Source organism: Conexibacter woesei Iso977N (genome assembly GCF_000424625.1).
In the GTDB taxonomy this organism is placed as follows: domain Bacteria; phylum Actinomycetota; class Thermoleophilia; order Solirubrobacterales; family Solirubrobacteraceae; genus Baekduia; species Baekduia woesei_A.
The window spans coordinates 973,853-991,529 of record NZ_AUKG01000002.1 but is presented as its reverse complement, the minus strand read 5'-3'; the positions used below and the strand labels follow the sequence as shown (position 1 = coordinate 991,529).

General features: G+C 72.2%; 20 protein-coding genes. 8 read left to right on the top strand and 12 right to left on the bottom strand.

The genetic code is table 11. From position 1 onward, the window contains the following. The first annotated feature begins 50 nt into the window (after positions 1–50). Positions 51–626, top strand: a complete 576-nt coding sequence (locus tag H030_RS39165) for a hypothetical protein (RefSeq protein WP_155892107.1) — start codon at positions 51–53, stop codon at positions 624–626. On the opposite strand, the gene H030_RS0116985 is transcribed toward H030_RS39165, so the two are convergent. After that, positions 580–1,119 carry a GNAT family N-acetyltransferase gene (locus H030_RS0116985; protein WP_027006996.1) on the bottom strand — a complete coding sequence of 180 codons (540 nt, stop codon included), beginning with the start codon at positions 1,117–1,119 and terminating at the stop codon, positions 580–582. The two genes, H030_RS39165 and H030_RS0116985, sit on opposite strands and share 47 nt — an antisense overlap. A 32-nt stretch (positions 1,120–1,151) precedes the next feature. Between H030_RS0116985 and H030_RS0116980 the strand changes: the two genes are divergently transcribed. Beyond that, entirely contained in the window at positions 1,152–1,718 is a 567-nt protein-coding gene (locus tag H030_RS0116980; protein WP_035127875.1) for a helix-turn-helix domain-containing protein, read from the top strand. A 10-nt stretch (positions 1,719–1,728) separates the two neighbouring features. On the opposite strand, the gene H030_RS0116975 is transcribed toward H030_RS0116980, so the two are convergent. The 4 genes from H030_RS0116975 to H030_RS39160 all read right to left on the bottom strand — a co-directional run bounded on the left by H030_RS0116975 (position 1,729) and on the right by H030_RS39160 (position 4,415). Beyond that, the gene (locus tag H030_RS0116975; protein WP_027006994.1) at positions 1,729–2,490 is read right to left on the bottom strand and encodes a hypothetical protein; all 762 of its coding nucleotides are present in this window, start codon (positions 2,488–2,490) and stop codon (positions 1,729–1,731) included. Positions 2,491–2,556: 66 nt separating this feature from the next. Continuing rightward, on the bottom strand, positions 2,557–3,315 hold the full coding sequence (locus H030_RS0116970) for an SDR family NAD(P)-dependent oxidoreductase (protein ID WP_027006993.1): 759 nt from the start codon (positions 3,313–3,315) through the stop codon (positions 2,557–2,559). A 25-nt stretch (positions 3,316–3,340) separates the two neighbouring features. Beyond that, positions 3,341–4,084: an SDR family NAD(P)-dependent oxidoreductase gene (locus H030_RS0116965; protein ID WP_051222948.1), complete on the bottom strand. Its 744-nt coding sequence runs from the start codon at positions 4,082–4,084 to the stop codon at positions 3,341–3,343. After that, positions 4,077–4,415, bottom strand: coding sequence for a cupin domain-containing protein (locus tag H030_RS39160; RefSeq protein WP_035127873.1), 339 nt, complete (start codon positions 4,413–4,415; stop codon positions 4,077–4,079). The genes H030_RS0116965 and H030_RS39160 overlap by 8 nt, the downstream gene beginning before the upstream one ends. Before the next feature lie 51 nt (positions 4,416–4,466). On the opposite strand from H030_RS39160, the gene H030_RS32910 reads away from it, so the two are divergent. The 6 genes from H030_RS32910 to H030_RS0116930 are packed head-to-tail and all read left to right on the top strand — an operon-like array spanning position 4,467 to position 10,215. After that, complete coding sequence (locus tag H030_RS32910) at positions 4,467–6,146, top strand: thiamine pyrophosphate-binding protein (RefSeq protein WP_051222946.1); 1,680 nt, start codon at positions 4,467–4,469, stop codon at positions 6,144–6,146. A gap of 15 nt (positions 6,147–6,161) precedes the next feature. After that, positions 6,162–6,854 carry a metal-dependent hydrolase gene (locus H030_RS0116950; protein ID WP_035128533.1) on the top strand — a complete coding sequence of 231 codons (693 nt, stop codon included), beginning with the start codon at positions 6,162–6,164 and terminating at the stop codon, positions 6,852–6,854. Further along, positions 6,851–7,624: a class I SAM-dependent methyltransferase gene (locus H030_RS0116945; protein ID WP_027006990.1), complete on the top strand. Its 774-nt coding sequence runs from the start codon at positions 6,851–6,853 to the stop codon at positions 7,622–7,624. The genes H030_RS0116950 and H030_RS0116945 overlap by 4 nt, the downstream gene beginning before the upstream one ends. Further along, positions 7,621–8,127, top strand: coding sequence for a VOC family protein (locus H030_RS0116940; protein WP_027006989.1), 507 nt, complete (start codon positions 7,621–7,623; stop codon positions 8,125–8,127). Before H030_RS0116945 ends, H030_RS0116940 begins: the two co-directional genes overlap by 4 nt. Then, positions 8,120–9,559 carry an FAD-binding protein gene (locus H030_RS32905; protein ID WP_051222944.1) on the top strand — a complete coding sequence of 480 codons (1,440 nt, stop codon included), beginning with the start codon at positions 8,120–8,122 and terminating at the stop codon, positions 9,557–9,559. Before H030_RS0116940 ends, H030_RS32905 begins: the two co-directional genes overlap by 8 nt. Next, positions 9,556–10,215, top strand: a complete 660-nt coding sequence (locus tag H030_RS0116930; RefSeq protein ID WP_027006988.1) for an SDR family NAD(P)-dependent oxidoreductase — start codon at positions 9,556–9,558, stop codon at positions 10,213–10,215. The genes H030_RS32905 and H030_RS0116930 overlap by 4 nt, the downstream gene beginning before the upstream one ends. Here H030_RS0116930 and H030_RS0116925 read toward each other — a convergent pair. The 7 genes from H030_RS0116925 to H030_RS0116895 are packed head-to-tail and all read right to left on the bottom strand — an operon-like array spanning position 10,202 to position 17,601. Then, a complete protein-coding gene (locus tag H030_RS0116925) occupies positions 10,202–11,575 on the bottom strand; it encodes an FAD-binding oxidoreductase (protein WP_027006987.1) in 1,374 nt (457 codons plus the stop codon). The two genes, H030_RS0116930 and H030_RS0116925, sit on opposite strands and share 14 nt — an antisense overlap. Next, entirely contained in the window at positions 11,572–12,324 is a 753-nt protein-coding gene (locus H030_RS0116920; RefSeq protein WP_027006986.1) for an SDR family NAD(P)-dependent oxidoreductase, read from the bottom strand. The genes H030_RS0116925 and H030_RS0116920 overlap by 4 nt, the downstream gene beginning before the upstream one ends. Beyond that, a complete protein-coding gene (locus tag H030_RS0116915) occupies positions 12,321–12,734 on the bottom strand; it encodes a VOC family protein (protein WP_027006985.1) in 414 nt (137 codons plus the stop codon). The genes H030_RS0116920 and H030_RS0116915 overlap by 4 nt, the downstream gene beginning before the upstream one ends. Next, complete coding sequence (locus tag H030_RS32900) at positions 12,731–14,785, bottom strand: ABC transporter permease (protein WP_051222942.1); 2,055 nt, start codon at positions 14,783–14,785, stop codon at positions 12,731–12,733. The genes H030_RS0116915 and H030_RS32900 overlap by 4 nt, the downstream gene beginning before the upstream one ends. Before the next feature lie 21 nt (positions 14,786–14,806). Next, entirely contained in the window at positions 14,807–16,093 is a 1,287-nt protein-coding gene (locus tag H030_RS0116905) for an ABC transporter substrate-binding protein (RefSeq protein WP_196809163.1), read from the bottom strand. Positions 16,094–16,127: 34 nt separating this feature from the next. Then, entirely contained in the window at positions 16,128–16,844 is a 717-nt protein-coding gene (locus H030_RS0116900) for an ABC transporter ATP-binding protein (protein ID WP_027006983.1), read from the bottom strand. Then, positions 16,837–17,601, bottom strand: coding sequence for an ABC transporter ATP-binding protein (locus tag H030_RS0116895; protein WP_027006982.1), 765 nt, complete (start codon positions 17,599–17,601; stop codon positions 16,837–16,839). The genes H030_RS0116900 and H030_RS0116895 overlap by 8 nt, the downstream gene beginning before the upstream one ends. Positions 17,602–17,677 lie beyond the last annotated feature (76 nt).

Sequence of the window (17,677 nt, the reverse complement as noted above, 5' to 3'; positions counted from 1 at the left end):
ACGTCTGTGCGCGGCGAACTGGCGCTGGCGATTGGAGGTACGTTCGCTACATGGACAACACACTTGCAGCTGCCGTCATCGCGGGGCTCACCTCCCTCGGCGCGACGGCGCTCGGTGGCCGAATCAGCCTGAAAGCCACGCAATCGTCGAGCGAGATGCAGCGAGAGCGAGAACAACAGGCTGCAACACGGCTCGTGCTGTCCGAACTCCGCACAAACGGACGTGCGCTGCGGGAGGCCCTGCGCCGAGCGGACCTCACCGGCCTGATCCAGGGTCCGCCCTCCGTCCGGCAGTGGGAACGTCATCAATTTGCCCTGGCCGTAGAGCTGTCGCACGATGACTGGTACATCGTCGATCGAGCTGCCGCTTCCATGGCCGGCGTCCATCACATCGTCACCCAACGCGACGCCTCCCCGTCGCTCGAAAACGAATGGCATCGACACTTCGACCGTTTCCTTCGCGAGACAGTCATTGCCCTCGGTGTGCTGCGAGCGTCTCTGGACGGAGATGCGCGCGACGTCGCCACCCTCGGCCTCGCCGTGCTGGACGATCGCGTCGACGAGGCCCAAAGGCCGCACCTCAGCGCGGCTCAGCGGGCTCGACGCCGGCATCGTCGAGAGCGATAAGCCGCTTCTGGACCCAGGCGACGTCGTGCCACGCGCCGTCCTTCCAGCCGACCCTGCGGTAGACGCCGGACGGCTCGAAGCCGAGCGCGCGGTGCAGCCCGGCCGACGCCTCGTTGGGCAGCGTCATCCCCGCGAACGCCATCCGGAACCCGCGCGCCGCGAGCCGCTCGAGCAACACGGTGTACAACGCCCGACCCCCGCCCCGCCGCCGCAACCCCGGCTCCAGGTAGACGGAGACCTCGCATGCGAAGCGATACGCCGCCCGCGGCGCGAAGGCCGCGCCGTAGGCGTAGCCGACCACGCGCGCGTTCTCGTCCTCCAGCACCAACCAGGCGTGCGACGCCAGCGCCCGCGCGATCCGCGCGCGCATCTCCTCGACGTCCGGCGGTTCCAGCTCGAAGCTGACCGCGGTGTCGCGCACGTACGGTGCGTAGACCGCCGCGCAGGCCGCGGCATCTTCGAGGGTGGCGTCCCGGACGTTCATGAGCACCATCGTAGCGCGCAAAGACACTATAGTCACACCTCATGGAAGCCGACGACCTCACCGAGCGCCTGGCCGAAGCCGTCCGCGCCGCCCGCGGCGCGCAGGACCTCACTGTCGCCGCGCTGGCCGAGCGCTCCGGCGTCTCGCGCGCGATGATCGCCAAGGTCGAGCGCGGCGACGCGCAGCCGACCGCGGCGCTGCTGTCCAAGCTCTCCGGCGCGCTCGGCCTCACGCTCTCCGAGCTGATCGCCCGCGCCGAGCAACCGCGACAACAACGCTTGACCCGCCGCGCCGACCAGCCCGTCTGGACCGACCCGGACTCCGGCTACGTCCGCCGTGCCGTGTCCCCAACGACGACGACCAGCCCGTTGGAGCTGGTCGAGGTCGAGCTTCCGGCCGGGGCGAACATCCCGATCGCCGCCGACTCCTACACCTTCATCCACCAGCAGATCTGGGTCCTGGACGGCCACCTCCGCTTCCACGAAGGCGACGAGGTCCACGAGCTGGACGCCGGCGACTGCCTCCAACTCGGGGACCCCCAACCCTGCGCGTTCGTCAACCCAACCGCATCAACAACGCGCTACCTGGTGGCCTTGAGCAAGCGCTAGCGGTCGAGCGCTAGTTCTTGACGGTCGCCAGCTTCGGCGAGCCCTTGACGCCCTCGGTCGCGGTGTGGATGGTGCCCTTGTTGTCCTTCAAGGCCAGCTCCAGCGACGACTTGGTGGACTTGCCGGTGATGACGTAGATCGTCCCGGCCTCGGTCACGTCGCTCTCCGAAGCGACCGGCTTGACGTACAGCCCGGACGAGGTGATCGCCGCGACGATCGTGTCACCGCTCGTCGGGAACGCCTTGTTGCTGACGGCGCCGATCGCGGCCTGCGCGGCGGACTGCAGCGCCTGCGTGGCCTGCCCGGCCTGCTGGGTCTTCGCGCCGTCGGTCTGCACCTTCTCGACGCCGGCCTTCGTCTTGGCGTCGAAGTAGATGACCGCCGACGCGCCCTGGTCGCCCGACTGGACGACGCACAGCTGCGGGTCGCCCTTCAGGGAGTGCGACAACGTCGCGGAGGTCGACTTGCCCGTCGCGGGCCACGTGATGTACGTGGTCGCGTACCAGGGCTGTGTCGGGGCCGGGACGGTGCTCGCCTTCACGAGCTTGCTGTAGTCGTCGGTGCACGACACGGTGCCCGACGTGCCGGCGGTGCCGGACGTCGACTTCGCGGTGCGCGCGAGGCTGACGGTGTCGTCGCTGACCGAGACCGTGAGGCCGCTGGTCTTGTCGCTGGCGGACTTCTTGGAGCCGCTGTCGTTGCCGCCGCACGCGGCGATCAGCACGGCGACGAGGGAGAGCGCGACGACGGAGGCCGCGAGACGGGAGCGCATGCGCTTCACCGTGCCGCAGCACGGTGAAGCGAACATAATCCCAACCCTCAGGGTTCCTAAGACCTGCTAGGCGCCCAGCATCGAGTAGCCGCCGTCGCAGATCATGTAGGACCCGGTGATGTGGATCGCGTCGTCGGTCGCCAGGAACAGCGCCGCTGCGGTCACGTCCTCCGGCGGCGGGATCCGGCCCATCGGCGTGTCGCGGGTGATCTGCTCGCCGCGGCCGGCCTGGAAGTCCGGGCGCGTCAGGACCGCCTCGGTCGCCATGAAGCCCGGCGCGAACGTGTTCACGCGGACCTCGGGCGCCAGCGCCTTGGCGTAGGACTTGGTGATGCCGAGCAACCCGTACTTCCCGGCGGCGTAGATCGGCGCGCGCGGGCTGCCGCGCACGATGACGGTCGAGCCGATGTTCACGATCGCGCCGCGACCGCGGGCCTTCATCGCCTTGCCGAACTCGTGGACCATCAGCATGGTGCCCTTGATGTCGACCGCGAGGCAGTGGTCGATGATCTCCTCGGTGAGGTCGTCCCAGCCGTTCTGGTCGGAGGCCATGTCGCCGACGTTGTTCACCAACACATCGACATCGCCGGCCTCCGACACCATGCGCTTGATGTCGTCCCACGACGAGATGTCGCCCTGCACCAGCCGCGTCTGCGCGCCGAGCGCTTCCACACGCTGCGCGGTGTCCTCCGCGCCCGCCTTGGACGAGCGGTAGTGGATGACGACCAGCGCCGCACCCTCCTCCGCCGCCTTGACCGAGAGCTCGGCGCCGAAGCCCGTGCCCGCGCCGGTGACCATCACGGTCTTGCCGTCGAGTCGACCCATAGTTGTTGTTCTCTCCTCGTTCTCGCTAGACGACCGTGCGGCCGCCGTCGATGTACAGCACTTGCCCCGTCACGAAGCTCGCCTGACGCGAGGCCAGGAACAGCACGGGGCCCACGACTTCCTGCAGCTGCCCGAAGCGTCGCGCCGGGATCAGCTGGATCAGCGCCTCGCGCCTCTCCGGATGCGCGTCCAGGTAGGCCTGCGTCAGCGCGGTGTCCATGTAGCCCGGCGCGACCGCGTTGACCGTCACGCCGTCGGCCGCGTGCTCGTGCGCCATGACGCGCATGAGCTGGTTGATCGCGCCCTTGGTCGCCGCGTACGGGCCGTGCTCCTTGTGGCCGCTGCGCCCGGCGACGCTGGAGAAGAACACGATCCGGCCGTGCTCCTGGGCGCGCATCAGCGGCAGGACCGCCTGCGCGGTGAAGAACGCGCTGCTCAAGTTGATGGCGATGAAGCGCTCCCAGTCCGCCGAGGTGTAGGCCTCGATCGGACGGCGGTCGTTGATCCCGACCGCGTGGACGAAGACGTCGACACCACCGAGTTGGTCCGTCGCCTCGCCCATCGCGCGCCTGCAGGCGTCCGCGTCGCCGAGGTCGGCGGCGACGCGCACGCTGCCGTCCTGGGGGTCGAGGTCGACGACGGCCACGGTGGCGCCGGCCGCCTCGAAGCCCTCGACGAGCGCGCGGCCGATCGTCCCCGAGCCGCCGGCGACGATCACGCGCTGCCCCTCGAGGCCGAGGTAGGACTCCGGCGCGGCGGGCTCAGGCACGCGGCGTCTCCGGCCGCGAGGTGAGCACGTTGATGGTGATCGCCATGCCGCCGTCAGGGACCGTCGCGGAGTGCGGGACGCCGCCCGGCAGCGTCGCGGTCTGCCCCGCGGTCAGACGGACCGGCTGGCCGTCGACCACGAAGTCGACCGTTCCCATCATCACGGTCGTGACCTGGTCCTGCGGGTGCTGGTGCTCCTCCCACGCGCTGCCCGGACCGTAGCGGTAGAGCGTCGCGGTGAGCTGCGGCGTGTGCACGGTGGCGCCGAAGATGCCCGGCCGGACCTCGGTGAACTCCCGGTCGTCCCAGTCGACCTTCTCTGGCTTGCCCATGGCCCGGACTATCGCATACAGTTCGTCATCTTGCATCCACTTGACGAAGACGTGGCCACCCTGCGCCTCACGGCGGGCGCCGCGCTGGCGCGCACGCTCGCGGCGTGCGGCGTCCGCGACGTGTTCGGGATCGCGGCCGGCAAGCTCGCGCCGTTCCTCGCCGCCGTCGGCGAGGACGAGCGCCTGACCCACCTCGGCGTCCGCCACGAGGCCGCCGCCACCTGGATGGCCGCCGCGACCTACGCGGCGACCGGCCGGATCGCGGTCGCCTACGGCGAGTCCGGGCCCGGCTCGCACAACCTCGCCAGCGCGCTGGGCAGCGCCTACAACAACAACTTGGCAGCGCTGGTGATCACCTCCGGCGTGCCGTCGGAGCTGGCCCGGCCCTACGAGGGCATGGTCATGGAGACCGACAACCTCAAGTTGTTCAGCGCGTCCACGCAGTGGGGCGCGGTCGCGCGCGATCCCGCGCGTGTCCCGGCGCTCGTGCACCGCGCGCTGCGCGCCGCGCTGACCGGCCGGCCCGGGCCGGTGCACCTGGAGGTCCCGGCCGACGTGCTCGGCGCCGAGGCGGAGTACCGCGTGGCCGAGCTGGACCTGCCGCTGGGGCGCGTGCTGCCCGCGCGAACCGCCGCAGACCCGGACGCGGTGGCGCGCGCCGCGGAGCTGCTCGCGGGCGCGGAGCGGCCGCTGGTCGTCGCGGGCGGCGGCGTCGCGCGGGCGTTCGCGGAGGACGAGCTGCGCGCGGTCGTCGAGCAGCTCGGCGCCGCCGCGACCGCGACCCAGATGGGCCTCGGCACGATCTCGACCGAGGACCCAAACTTCATCGGCCACGGCGGCGTGATCGGTGGCGACGCCGTCCTGCGCGCCTTCCGCGAGGCCGACGTCGTCCTCGCCGTCGGCTGCCGCTTCTCCTCCTGGCTCTGGGACGGCCGCAGGCCCGCCGTGCAAGGGCAAGTTGTCCATGTCGACGTCGACCCGGAGATCGCGGGCCGCGCGGTGCCCGGCAGCCTCGGCCTCGTCGGCGACGCACAGCTCGTCCTGCGCCGGCTGCTGAACGCTCTGCCGAGCGAGACCGTTTCAGACCCCACTTGGCGCGCCTCGCTCGCCGCCGAGCGCGCCGAGTGGCGAGCGGAGTACCTCGCGGCGGCCGATGACGGCGAGGGTCCGCTCCACCCCGCGACCCTCGCCGCCGAGCTCGGCGCGGCGCTCCCCGCCGATGCGCTCGTCGCCTACGACGGCGCGCACACGTCGTTCTTCTCCAACGACTTCACGCCCGCGACCGCGCCGCGGACGCGGTTCCACGAGCCGGGGATGGGCCATCTCGGCTTCGGCATCCCCTACGCCAACGCGCTGAAGGCCGCGTTCCCGGACCGGCCGGTCGTCAACATCACGGCCGACGGCGCGTTCGGCTTCACGCTCCAGGAGCTGGACACCGCGCGCCGCCACGGGCTCAACGCCGTCCACGTCATCCACAACAACTCGGCGTGGGGCGTCATCCGGCTCGGGCAGTCGCGTGCGGGCTTCGAGCTCGGCACCGACCTCGCCGGCACCGACCACGTCGCGATCGCGCGCGCGTTCGGCTGCCACGCCGAGCGCGTCACGACGCGCGCCGAGATCGCGCCGGCGCTGGAGCGCGCGCTCAACGCCGGCGTCCCTGCGGTCATCGACGTCACCACCCGCCTCGTCCCCCACCCCGGCCTGCCGCGCTTCGGCGCCGCCGGTCGCTGACCCCCAATGGAGAGCATGTCCACGCTGGAGATCCGCTACCTCGGCCACGCGGCGTTCACGATCGGCGACGGCACGACCACGCTGCTCGTCGACCCGTTCCTGACCGGCAACCCCAAGGCATCGGTCGCCGCCGCCGACGTCGAGGCCGACGCGATCCTCGTCACCCACGGCCACCCCGACCACGTCGGCGACACGGTCGCCGTCGCCACGCGCCTCGGCGTCCCGGTGTTGACCACCATGTCGCTCGGCCGCGAGCTGGGCGACGACCTGCCCGAGGGCCACGACCTCAAGACCGCCAACCTCGGCGGCACGATCGCGATGCCGTGGGGCAGCGTGCGGCTGGTCCCCGCCGCGCACTTCTCGGTGACGCCGAAGGGCACGCCGGACGTCCCGTCGGGCATGGTCATCGAGCTCGGCGGCAGGCGCGTTTACCACGTCGGCGACACCGCGCTGGTCGCCGACCTCGCGCTCGCCGGGCGCGGCGCGAAGCTCGACGCGGCGCTGCTGTGCATCGGCGGCCACTACACGATGGACCGCGTCGATGCGGTTGAAGCCACGCGGCTGATCAACACCGACTTGGTCATCCCCTGCCACTACGACACGTTCCCGCCGATCGCGACCGACGTCGGCGAGTTCGTCAGCGACGTCACGGCCGCGCAGCACGCGCGCGCCGCCGCGCCGAAGCCCGGCGAGGCTGTGACGCTGTGAGCGCCGCGACGCAGGCCGCGCTCTGGGGCCGGCGGCCGCGCGACTGGGCGCGGCTCGCCGAGCCGCAGAACGTCGCGCTGTTCGCCGCGGTGCTCGACGCGCTCGGCGTGCGCGAAGGCATGCGCGTCCTGGACTGCGGCTGTGGCTCGGGCCTGGCGGCGCAGATGGCCCACGAGCGCGGCGCGGTCGTCGGCGGCGTCGACATCACGCCCGAGCTGCTGGAGGTCGCGCGCGAGCGCGTCCCGGACGGCGAGTTCCTGGTGGGGTCGCTCGACGCACTGCCGCTCGCCGACGGCGCCTACGACGTCGCGTTCGGCGTCAACGCGTTCCAGTTCGCCGCCGACCCGGTCGGCGCGCTGCGCGAGGCGGCGCGGGTCGCGCCCGGGCGCGTGGCGATCACGACGTTCGCCGAGCCGGAGCGCTGCGAGTCCACCGCCCTGCACCTGGCGATGAAGAACGCGGTGGACCCGTCCGGCGACGGCTACGCGCCCTACGCGCTCTCGGCGCCCGGCAAGTTGGAGGCGTTGCTCGCCGACGCCGGGCTGGACGTGGTCGAGCGCGGCGAGGTCCCGGTGGTCTGGGCCCACGCCGACGTCGAGGACACCATCTTGAGCCTGCTCTGCTCGGCGGGCGGCGCGCGGGCGACCGACGCCGTCGGCGAGGCCGCGGTCCGCGCGGCGCTGGAGCCCGCGATCGCTCCGTTCGTCCGCGACGACGGGAGCGTGTCCATGAACAACGTGTTCCGCTACGCCGTTGGGAGCGTCGCATGATCAAGATCCATCACATCGGCTACGTCGTCGAGGACCTGCAGGCTGCGATCCCGCAGGCGATCGCGACGCTCGGCACCGGCCCGTTCTTCCTGATCGAGCACATGACGTTCGACGAGACGACCTACCGCGGCGGCCCCGCGGAGTACGACCACTCGTCGGGCTTCGCGGCGCTCCCCGGCGGGTTGTTGGTGGAGCTCACGCAGGTGCATGGAGCCGAGCCGCCGGAGCTGCGCGCGGCGCTCGGCGGCGCCCGCGGGATCGGCCACGTCGGCTACGTCGTCGACGACCAGGCCACGGAGGTCGCGCGCCTGGAGGCGCAGGGATTGCGCGCGTTCCACACCGGCAGGACCGGCCCGGCGTCCGCGGTCTGGCTGGAGTCCGACTGGCTTGGCCACCACGTCGAGGTGCTGCAGAGCGCGCCGCCGCTGCTCGAGTTCTACGACTCGATCCGCGCGGCGGCCGACGGCTGGGACGGCAGCGACCCGATCCGGCGCCGTGGCTGACGTCGTCGTCATCGGCTACGGCCCGGCGGGCGCGGCGGCGGCGATCGCCGCGCACGATGCCGGCGCCGATGTCGTCGTGCTGGAGAAGACCGGCGCCGGCGGCGGCAACTGCCGCTACGCGGGCGGCTTCCTCTTCGACGCGCCGCAGGCCGCCGACCACATCGACGCGCTGAGCTTCGGCCGCACGCCGCGCGACGTCGTCGAGGCCTACGCCGATGGGTTGCACGAGTTGTCAGGGTGGTTGGAGTCGCTCGGCGCGACGATCGAGCCGTTCGCCCCGCCGCCCGGCCGGCTGCCCGCGTCGTTCCCGTCGTGGCCGTCGTTCCCGGCGGGCGAGGACATCAGGTACGCCGTGGTCGGCGGCGGCGAGGGCCGCCGCGGCGAGGTGCTGTGGCGCGTGCTCGACGGCGCGGTCCGGTCGCGCGGGATCGACGTGCGCTTCGACACGCCGGTCGCCGCGTGGACCGGCGACGGCGTGCGCACCGCCGGCGGCGACGAGATCGCGGCGCGCGGCGGCGTCGTGCTGGCGTGCGGCGGCTTCGAGGGCGACGCCGGGCTGGCCGACGCCTACCTCCCGCTCGGCCCGACCTCGCCGGTCGGGCACGGCGCCAACGACGGCGCCGGGCTGCGGATCGCGCAGGCGGCGGGCGCCGCGCTGTGGCACATGTACGGGTTCTTCGGGTGGTTCGCGTTCCGCGCGCCCGGCTTCGCGGCGCCGTTCGCGATCGACTTCTTCGCGCCCGGGTTCATCATGGTGGACAACGAGGGCCGCCGCTTCTCCGACGAGACCGGCTTCGAGGTCCACGACCGCCTCCGCGCGCTGTCCACCTACCTCCCGGACCGAGCGAACCGGCCGGCGCTGCCGTCGTGGGCCGTCTTCGACGACGCGACCCGCGCCGCCGGGCCGCTCAACGGCCTGCTCGGCACGCCCAACGACTACACCTGGAGCGGCGACAACGCCGCGGAGGTCGAGGCCGGCTGGATCGTCGCCGCCGACTCGCCGCAGGAGCTGGCGGAGCAGACCGGCCTCGGCGCCGAGCTGGTCGCGACGATCGACACCTACAACTCGTCCGCGCGCCGCAAGGCCGACGACGCCTTCGGCCGCGCGCCCGAGACGCTCGTCCCCCTCGAGGGCAGGCTGTACGCCCTGCCGACCTGGCCCGGCGTCGCCGGCACCACCGGCGGCCCCCGCCACGACGCCATGGCCCGAGTCCTTGACCCGCAGGGCGAACCGATCCCCGGCCTCTACGCCGCCGGCGCAGTCTCGCTCGTCTGGGGCCACCTCATCGACCACGGCGGCGGCCTGACCGACGCCATGGTCTTCGGCCGCGCCGCAGGCACGCACGCCGCGGGCCGAGCGACGCCGACGGGCGGAGTCGCGACGGCGGGCGGCGCCGCGAGCGTCGCGCCCTCGGTGGGCGGCGAGCGGTGAGACGCGCGGTCGTCACCGGCGGTGCCGGAGCGATCGGGGCGGCGATCTGCGGGCGGCTGCGCGCGGATCATGATGTTGTCGTCCTCGATCGCGAGCAGGTCGATCTGGGCGATGCCGATGATGTGCGGCGGGCGACGGCCGCGGTCGGCGAAGTCGATGTGCTGGTCCATGCTGCGGCGGCGTTCGACCAGATGCGGCTCGCCACGCTCGACCTCGACGCCTACCGCCGCGTGCAGGCGGTGAACGTCGAGTCAGGGTTGTTGCTCGCCCAGGCCTTCGTGCCGGGGATGGCCGAGCGCGGCTTCGGGCGGATCGTGTTCGTCACCAGCGACACGGTCTACGGGCCGCCGAGCCCGGACCTGCTCGCCTACGTCGCCAGCAAGGCGGCGCTGGTCGGGATCACGCGGACGCTCGCGCTGGAGCTGGGCGCGAGCGGCGTCGCCGTGACCGCCGTCGCTCCCGGGCTGACCGACACGCCCGCTGCGCGCGACGGCATGCCGCGCGAGGCCTTCGACGGCGTGCTCGCGCGGCAGGCGCTGACGCGCACGCTCGTGCCCGACGACGTCGCCGCGACGGTCGCGTTCCTCGTCACCGACGGCGCCGCCGCGCTGACGGGCCAGACGCTGGTCCCGGACGGCGGCCTCAGCCCGCGTTGAGCGCGAACGACGGGTCGATCAGGTAGGCGCAGATGCGCCCGTCGGGGTCGCGCTCGGAGCGGATCTGCTCCAACCGCGTGTAGTTGGCGTCGCTCATGAAGCGGTCGCTGCGCCGGGTGAAGTCGGTGTCGCCGAGGTACACGCCGCGGCCCGCCCCGCCCGCCGCGGCCAGGTCCGCTGTGCGCGAGTGGACCCAGGACCGATACGTCTCGTCGTCGGCCTCGTCCGTGTAGATCACGTACGTCGCCAGGTACACGTTCGCCTCGACCGAGAACGCCATGTCCGGCAGCGCGCGCACCGGCGCCCAGCCGTACCAGATCGAGAACGAGTGCTCGGTCGGCAGGTTCGCCCAGACCTCGCGCAGCGCCGGCGCGAGCTGCTCGGCGGTCGCGTCGCTCCACGTGCAGTCCACGGCGTAGCGGTGCTGCTCCGGGTTCTGGACCGCCTGCGCCGCGTTCTCCTCGGCGATCGTCGTCAACCCGCGCACGTGCCCGAGCGCCCGCGCGGCGAGCGCCCCCGGCGGCTCCAGCGCCGCGAGCAGCGCCTCCGCCTGCTCGGCGGAGGCGCACATCGCGGTCGTGTGCAACAACAACACGGGGCCATCGGGACGGGTGACGCCCTCGAACAGCGGGACGTCCGGCAGCCGCGTGGCGGCCACGACGGGCTCCACGATCCGGTCCAGCGACGGGAGCTCGTCGTGCAACCACGACAACAGCTCCTCCAAGTCCTCCAACCTGAACGTCCACGTGTCCTGCGTGAACGCGGCAGGCTTGTCATACGTCTTGAGGTGGAAGCGCGTGATCACGCCCGGGAAGCCGGGCCCGGAGCCGCGTGCCGCCCAGTACAAGTCGGTGTTCTCGATCGCGTTGGCGTGGACGAGTGAGCCGTCGGCGGTGACCACGTCCACGCCCACCACGTTCTCGCAGCCCCACCCCCACTGCCGCGAGTTCCAGCCCTGCCCGCCCTGCAGCAGGAAGCCGCCGATCCCCACGCTCTCGCAGTGCCCGCCCGGGAACATGCGCCCGTGCGCGTCCAGGAACGGCGCGAGGTCCATGCCACCGCGCACCGCCGGGTTCGCCGTGGCGACGCCGGTCAAGGCGTCGAAGGTCATGTCCTTCATCGACCCCAGGTCGATCAGCAGCGCGTCGTCGCGCACCGACCACGCCGCCCACGAGTGCCCGCCCGACCGGACCGAGACCCTCCAGCCCTCGCGCGCCGCGAGCCGCACGCCGGCAACAACATCATCTTCGGACTCGGCCAGCAGCACCGCCGCGGGGTACCGCTCCGGCCGCCGCGCGTTGAAGACGCGCCCGACGCGCGCCTGCTCGTAGCCGTCGTCGCCGCGCCGGAACAGCCTCACACGATCACCGACTGCCCGCCGTCGACCACGATGTCGATGGCATTGAGGTACGAAGCGTCGTCGGAGGCCAGGAACAGCGCGACGCGCGCCACGTCCTCCGGCGTCCCGAGCCGCCGCAGCGGATGCGCGGCCTCCATCCCGTGCATCGGGTGCGACGGGTCGTCCAGGAACTCCTGGATCTGCGGCGTCACGGTCAGCCCCGGCGAGATCGAGTTGGCCCGGATCCCGCGCCGCGAGCCCGACGCCGCCAGGTGCCGCGTGATCGCCAGCACCCCGCCCTTGGCCGCGCCGTGCGCCGCCTGCTCGGTGAACGCCGCACCGCGCCAGGCGGAGACCGATGCCGTGTTGATGATCGACCCACGCGCCTCGGCGAGGTGCTCCCACGCCGCCTGCGTCACGGTGAAGATCAAGTCAAGTTCATTGCGAAGGACGAACCGCCAGTCCTCCAGCGTCACGTCCTCGAACGGCCCGACCCGCGTCGCGGAGGCGTTGTTGTACAGGACGTCGATCCCGCCCAGGACCTCGACCGCCGACGTGATCCACCCCGTCGCCGCATCGACGTCGGCGAGGTCGACCGGCGCGAACGCCGTGAAGCCGCCCTCGGCCGCGGTCGCCTCGGCCCGCGCGACGTCGAGGTCGCAGCCGACCACCCGCGCGCCCTCGGCCGCGAACAGCCGCGCCGCCGCCGCGCCCTGCCCACCGGCCGTGCCGGTGATCAGGACGCGCTTGCCCGCCAGCCGCCCGCTCACGCCGCGGACCGCCCGACGAGCTCCACCAGGTTGCCCTCCGGGTCCGCGACGAACGCGAACCGGACGCCGGGCTCCGGCGACGGCCGCGGCGACACGCGCTCGGTCGCGCCCGCCGCGATCGCCTGCGCGAACACGGCGTCGAGGTCCGGCGCGGTCAGCGCGAAGTGGCCGTAGCCGTGGAAGGCGATCGTCTCGATCGGCGTGCGCCCGCGCTGCTCGCCGCCCGCCGACGCCGGCCGCGCGAACAGCTCCAGCCGCGCGCCGTCGGGATGGCGCAGCATGATGCCGCGGATCCCGTCCACGCCCAGCTCGAACGGGTGCTCGCTCGCGAAGCCGAACGCCGCGCCGTAGAAGGCGACCGCCGCGTCCAGGTCCTGCACCGTGAGCCCCGCGTGGTCCAGCGCGATCACGACTTCACCGGCGCGGAGCCGACGCGCGGCTGCGCCGACGGAGCCGACGGCGCGGACGGAGCCGACGGGGCGCCGTTGCCGTTGTTCCCCTTCGACCGTCCCTCCCACCTCGACATGATCATGTGCCACAACTTGACCAGCGGCGGCGGAGGCGTCGCGGCGATGCCGTCCGGCTGCTTGATCGCCGTCAGCGTCAGCGCGACGCCCGCGACCAACAGCTGGTACTTGCCGACGCCGAACGCCTTGTCCAGCGCGGTGACGAACAGGCCCGTGGACGACAGCATCACGCCCGCGACGACCGCGCCCGCGATCCGCCCCACGCCCGCCACGTAGGTGACGGCCAGCAGCGACAGCGACGCGAACGTCGCGAACGACGGTGAGGACACCGTCTGCTGCTGGTAGGCCAGCAGCCCGCCGCCCAGGCCGGCGATGAACGCCGACAGCCCGAAGGCCATCAACTTGGTCCGGGCCACGTCGATCCCGATCGCCGAGGCCGCGCGCTCGTTGGAGCGCACCGCGATGAACATCCGGCCCGCGGCGCCGTTGCGCAGCCGCGCGACGAAGACACCCACGAGGCAGACGATCGCCAGCGCGACCACCCCGAAGATCACGCGCGGGTAGGCATCGCCATGGGCGATCCCGACGTCGACGCCGAGGAACTTCGGCGACGCGACGTCGCGCCCCGCCAGACCGCCGGAGAACTTGTCGTTGTTGAAGACCAGCGCGTCCAAAGCGAACGCCGCGGCCAGCGTCACCACCGCGAGGTTGACCCCGCGCACCCGCAGCGCCGGCAGCCCGATCAACAGCCCCAGCGGCACCGCGACCAGCGCGGAGCAGAACAGGGTGATGATGAACGGCGTGCCCGGCCCGAAGAGGTGCGTGACCTCGAACGCGCCGATGCCCGCGAACGACATCTGCGCCAGCGACACCTGGCCGACGTAGCCGGTCAGCACGACCAAGGACATGGCCATGCACACCGTGCAGATCGACGCGGTCATCGCGACGCGCAGCGAGCCGCTGAGCACGATCAGCGCGATCGTCCCGAGGACGAAGCACATCAGCGCCGTCGACCACGGCCGCGTCGGGCGCCCGAGCGACGGGTTCTTCAGCTCGCCGACGACGCCGCGCGCACCGACGCCGCGCGACATCAGCGTCATCGCCAGCACGATCAGGACGAACGGCAGCGCCTGCGGCAGGCCCTCCTGCGGCAGCCACGAGGCGACCGAGATCAACTTGGTGATCTCGCTCTGCAGCATGCCGAGCACGAGGCCCGCGCCGGCGGCGATCCCGAACGAGGTGAACCGCGCGAGCAGCGCGCAGCCCAGCGCCGGGACGATGAACAAGGTGTAGGACGTCGGGTCGACGGTCGAGACCGGCGCGATCAGGATCCCCGCGACACCCGCGAGGATCGTCGCCAGGACCCAGTTCCAGAGCGCGATCCGGTCGGCGTTGAGCCCGACCAGCGCCGCGCCCTGCTCGTTCTCGGCCGACGCGCGCGTGGCGAGGCCGAAGCGCGTGAAGCGGTAGACCGCGCCGAGCAGGATCGCCAGGACGACCACGATGCCCGCGAACCACAGCCGGTCGACCGGGACCGTGATGTCCCCGATCCTGAACGGCTTGTTGGGCAGGATCGCCGGCGTCGACTTCGCCGTGGTCCCGAAGTTCAGCACGGCGATCGCCTGCAGCGCGAGCATCGTGCCGACCGACGCGCACACGCGCGTCAGGGCCGTCGCGCCGCGCAGCGGGCGGTAGATCAAGACGTACAGGATGGCGCCGAAGACCGCTGCGTAGACCAAGGACACCAAGATCGCCGGCCACGTGCCGAACGCGCCGCCGAGGTCGATCGAGTGCGGCAGCCACAGCCACGGCAGCTCGAGCGTCCCGTCCTGGCGCAGCCCCAGGTACACGTAGGCGATGAACATCGCGACCGCGCCGTGGCCGAAGTCCACGACGCCGCCGCTGCGGTGCTTGAGCACCAGGCCCAGGGCCAGCATGCCGTAGACGGCACCCGACCCCAGGCCCAGCAGCAGGAACAGGATGTAGGAGGACATGATGTTCCCGTTCTCGTAGGACTACGACTGCGGCTTGTACAGCGAGGCGCCGTTCACCCAGTCATCGGTGACCGTGGTGACCTTGCCGCTCTTGATCTGCTTGATCTTCTGGAACGTGTTGCAGACCGCGGTGTTGCCCGCGAGCTGCTTGCCGTCACAGGTGTACGGGTGGGCCATGAAGTTGTCGTGGGCCCTGCCGTCCTTGAACGCCGCGAGGATGTTCTTCTCGGTCAGGTCGCTCACGCCGTCGAGCGCGGCCTGGACGTTCATGACCGACGAGAAGCCGGCCTGCGCGATCGAGTCGAGCGCGATGTCCGACCCGCCGTACTTCTTGATCGCGGCGCCCATCAGGTTGGCGTCCTTGTCACCGGAGTCCAGCGAGACGAACGGCTGCGCGAAGTACAGGCCCTCGGCCGAGTCGCCCGCCGCCTTCAGCGCCGGCGGCGAGGTGCACGGGTCGATGCCCATGATCTTGCCGGTGTAGCCGACGGCCTTCAGGGCCTTCAGCACGGCCGGGCACGCGTTCGGCGTGTTGACGTAGACCGCGTCGGGCGAGCTGCCGATCGCGGCGGCCGCCGCCGACGACAGGTCCGCCGCGGACGGCGAGACCGGGATCGCCTTGGCTTCGGCGCCCGCGGCCTTGAAGGCCGGGACGATCACGCCGAGGCCGGTGGCCTTGCCCTGCGAGTCGTCGGTGTAGATGACCGACGCCTTCTTGACGCCGAGCTCCTTGACCGCGTACTGCACGGTGGCCAAGTTGTCGCCGACCGACACGGAGTAGAACTGCACCGCGTTGGGGGCGTTGGACTCGACGGGCGTGAACGGGATGCCGCCCATGTAGGCGAGCCTCTTGCGCTCCCAGACCGGGAACGCACCCGGCGCGCCGGTGTCCGCGCCGCCGAGGATCGCCGTCGGGTTCTTGTCGGCGATCTGGTTGGCGCAGCGGCCGGACGTCGCCGGCTGGCCGTCGGTCGCGCAGCTCGCGAGCTGCACAGGCCGGCCGCCGATGCCGCCCTTGTAGTCGTTGATGTACTTGACCGCCAGCTCAGCGGCCTGGCGGTACTCGGGGAACGTGACCGGTCCCGACTCCAGGTTGAGCAGGCCGAGGACGATCGGCTTGCCGCTCGCCTTCTTGGCCGTGCCGAGCGCGTCGGCCGCCGGCGCGGCGGCCGGCGTCGAGGCGCCGGTGCTGGCGCTGCTGTTGGACGACGTCGAGCTGTTGTCGCTGCTGGAACCGCAACCCGCCGCGGCCACCGCCGCGAGCGAGAGCGCGACGAGCGCTCCCGGGACCTTCAACCGAACGCTCATGTTGTGAGCACCTCTCCTCATAGTGCGTGCGTGCTTAGGCAACAGCCACCTCACCGAGGTAGCTGGACTTCAGGAGGTCGGGCTGGTCGCGCAGCTCGGACGCCGCGCCCTCCAGGACCAGCCGACCATGGTTCAAGACATAGGCGCGATCAGCGACCTTGAGCGCCAGGGCGACGTGCTGCTCGACGAACAGCACGCCGGCGCCGAGGTCGGCCGCGACGCGCCGCAGGATCGGGAGCAGGCGCTCCACGATCACGGGCGCGAGGCCGAGGGACATCTCGTCCACCAGCAGCAGCTTGGGCCGCGAGACCAGCGCGCGCCCGACCGCGAGCATCTGCTGCTCGCCGCCCGACAGGACGCCGGCCTTGCGATCCAGGCACTTCTCCAGCTCCGGAAGCAAGGCCATCAACTCGCCCTTGGCGAGCGGCTCGCGGCCCTCGGCGAGCTTGAGGTGCTCGGCGACCGTGAGGCTGAAGAACAGCGAGCGGCCCTCGGGGACGAGCGAGACGCCGGCCTTCGCGAGCTTGTGCGCGGCCTGCCCGGCGATCGGCGCGCCGTCCACGTGGATCGCGCCGCCGACCGGCGGCAGCAGGCCGGCGATCGTCATCAAGGTGGTGGTCTTGCCCGCGCCGTTGGGGCCGAGCAGCGCGACGACCTCGCCGGGCGCGACGCTCAGCGTGAGGTCGCGGACGACCGCGTTGCCGTCGTAGCCCGCGGCGAGCGCGTCGAGATGCAGGCGCTGCTCAGGCATGCGCGATCTCCTCGGTCCCGAGGTAGGCGCCGAGGACCGCGGGGTCCTCGCGGATCTGCGCGGGCGTGCCGTGCGCGATCAGCCTCCCGAAGTCCAACACGTAGATGTCGGTGCAGACGCCGAGCACCAACCCCATGTCGTGGTCGACCAGCAACACGCTGACGCCCTGCTCGGGCATCGCCGCCAGGCGACGGCCCAGCTCCAGCGACTCGTCGGTGTCGAGGCCGGCGGCGGGCTCGTCGAGCAGCACGAGGCGCGGCCGGCGCGCGAGCGCGCGGGCCACGCCGACGAGCTTGCGGCGGCCGTGGGAGATCTCGGTGGGGCGCGCGTCGGCGACGTCGGCGAGGCCGCAGACGTCCAGCGCCCAGGCGACGTCGTCGCGGCGCGCGCGGGCGCGGGCGGCCGGCAGGAACACGTCGCGCAGCGCCCGGGCGACGCCGAGGCCGTCGGCGGCGACCTGGAGGTTCTCCTCCACCGTCAGGTCGTCGAACAGCTCGACGGACTGGAAGGTCCGGACCATCCCGCGGCGCGCACGCAGGTGCGGGCGCATCCTCGTGATGTCGGCGTCCTCGAAGGTGACGGTCCCGCCGGACGGCGGGTGGTAGCCGGTGAGCCCGTCGATCATGGAGGTCTTGCCGGCACCGTTGGGGCCGATCAGGCCGACGACCGACGCCTCGGGGACGTCGAGGTCGACGCCGCCGACAGCGACGACACCGCCATAGGTGACGCGTAGATCGCGCACCTGCAGCAACGTCATGCGACGGCTCCGGGCAGCGCGTACTCAGGGATCGCGGGACAGCGACGTGCCATGGGTTCTCCTCCAGACGCTGCGT

What these genes read in the sequence shown, in the direction of transcription:
- H030_RS39165 (WP_155892107.1), top strand. Translation starts at nt 51, where the DNA reads ATGGACAACACACTTGCAGCTGCCGTCATCGCGGGGCTCACCTCCCTC.
- H030_RS0116985 (WP_027006996.1), bottom strand. Translation starts at nt 1,119, where the DNA reads ATGGTGCTCATGAACGTCCGGGACGCCACCCTCGAAGATGCCGCGGCC.
- H030_RS0116980 (WP_035127875.1), top strand. Translation starts at nt 1,152, where the DNA reads ATGGAAGCCGACGACCTCACCGAGCGCCTGGCCGAAGCCGTCCGCGCC.
- H030_RS0116975 (WP_027006994.1), bottom strand. Translation starts at nt 2,490, where the DNA reads ATGCGCTCCCGTCTCGCGGCCTCCGTCGTCGCGCTCTCCCTCGTCGCC.
- H030_RS0116970 (WP_027006993.1), bottom strand. Translation starts at nt 3,315, where the DNA reads ATGGGTCGACTCGACGGCAAGACCGTGATGGTCACCGGCGCGGGCACG.
- H030_RS39160 (WP_035127873.1), bottom strand. Translation starts at nt 4,415, where the DNA reads ATGGGCAAGCCAGAGAAGGTCGACTGGGACGACCGGGAGTTCACCGAG.
- H030_RS0116950 (WP_035128533.1), top strand. Translation starts at nt 6,162, where the DNA reads ATGTCCACGCTGGAGATCCGCTACCTCGGCCACGCGGCGTTCACGATC.
- H030_RS0116940 (WP_027006989.1), top strand. Translation starts at nt 7,621, where the DNA reads ATGATCAAGATCCATCACATCGGCTACGTCGTCGAGGACCTGCAGGCT.
- H030_RS32900 (WP_051222942.1), bottom strand. Translation starts at nt 14,785, where the DNA reads ATGTCCTCCTACATCCTGTTCCTGCTGCTGGGCCTGGGGTCGGGTGCC.
- H030_RS0116905 (WP_196809163.1), bottom strand. Translation starts at nt 16,093, where the DNA reads ATGAGCGTTCGGTTGAAGGTCCCGGGAGCGCTCGTCGCGCTCTCGCTC.
- H030_RS0116900 (WP_027006983.1), bottom strand. Translation starts at nt 16,844, where the DNA reads ATGCCTGAGCAGCGCCTGCATCTCGACGCGCTCGCCGCGGGCTACGAC.
- H030_RS0116895 (WP_027006982.1), bottom strand. Translation starts at nt 17,601, where the DNA reads ATGACGTTGCTGCAGGTGCGCGATCTACGCGTCACCTATGGCGGTGTC.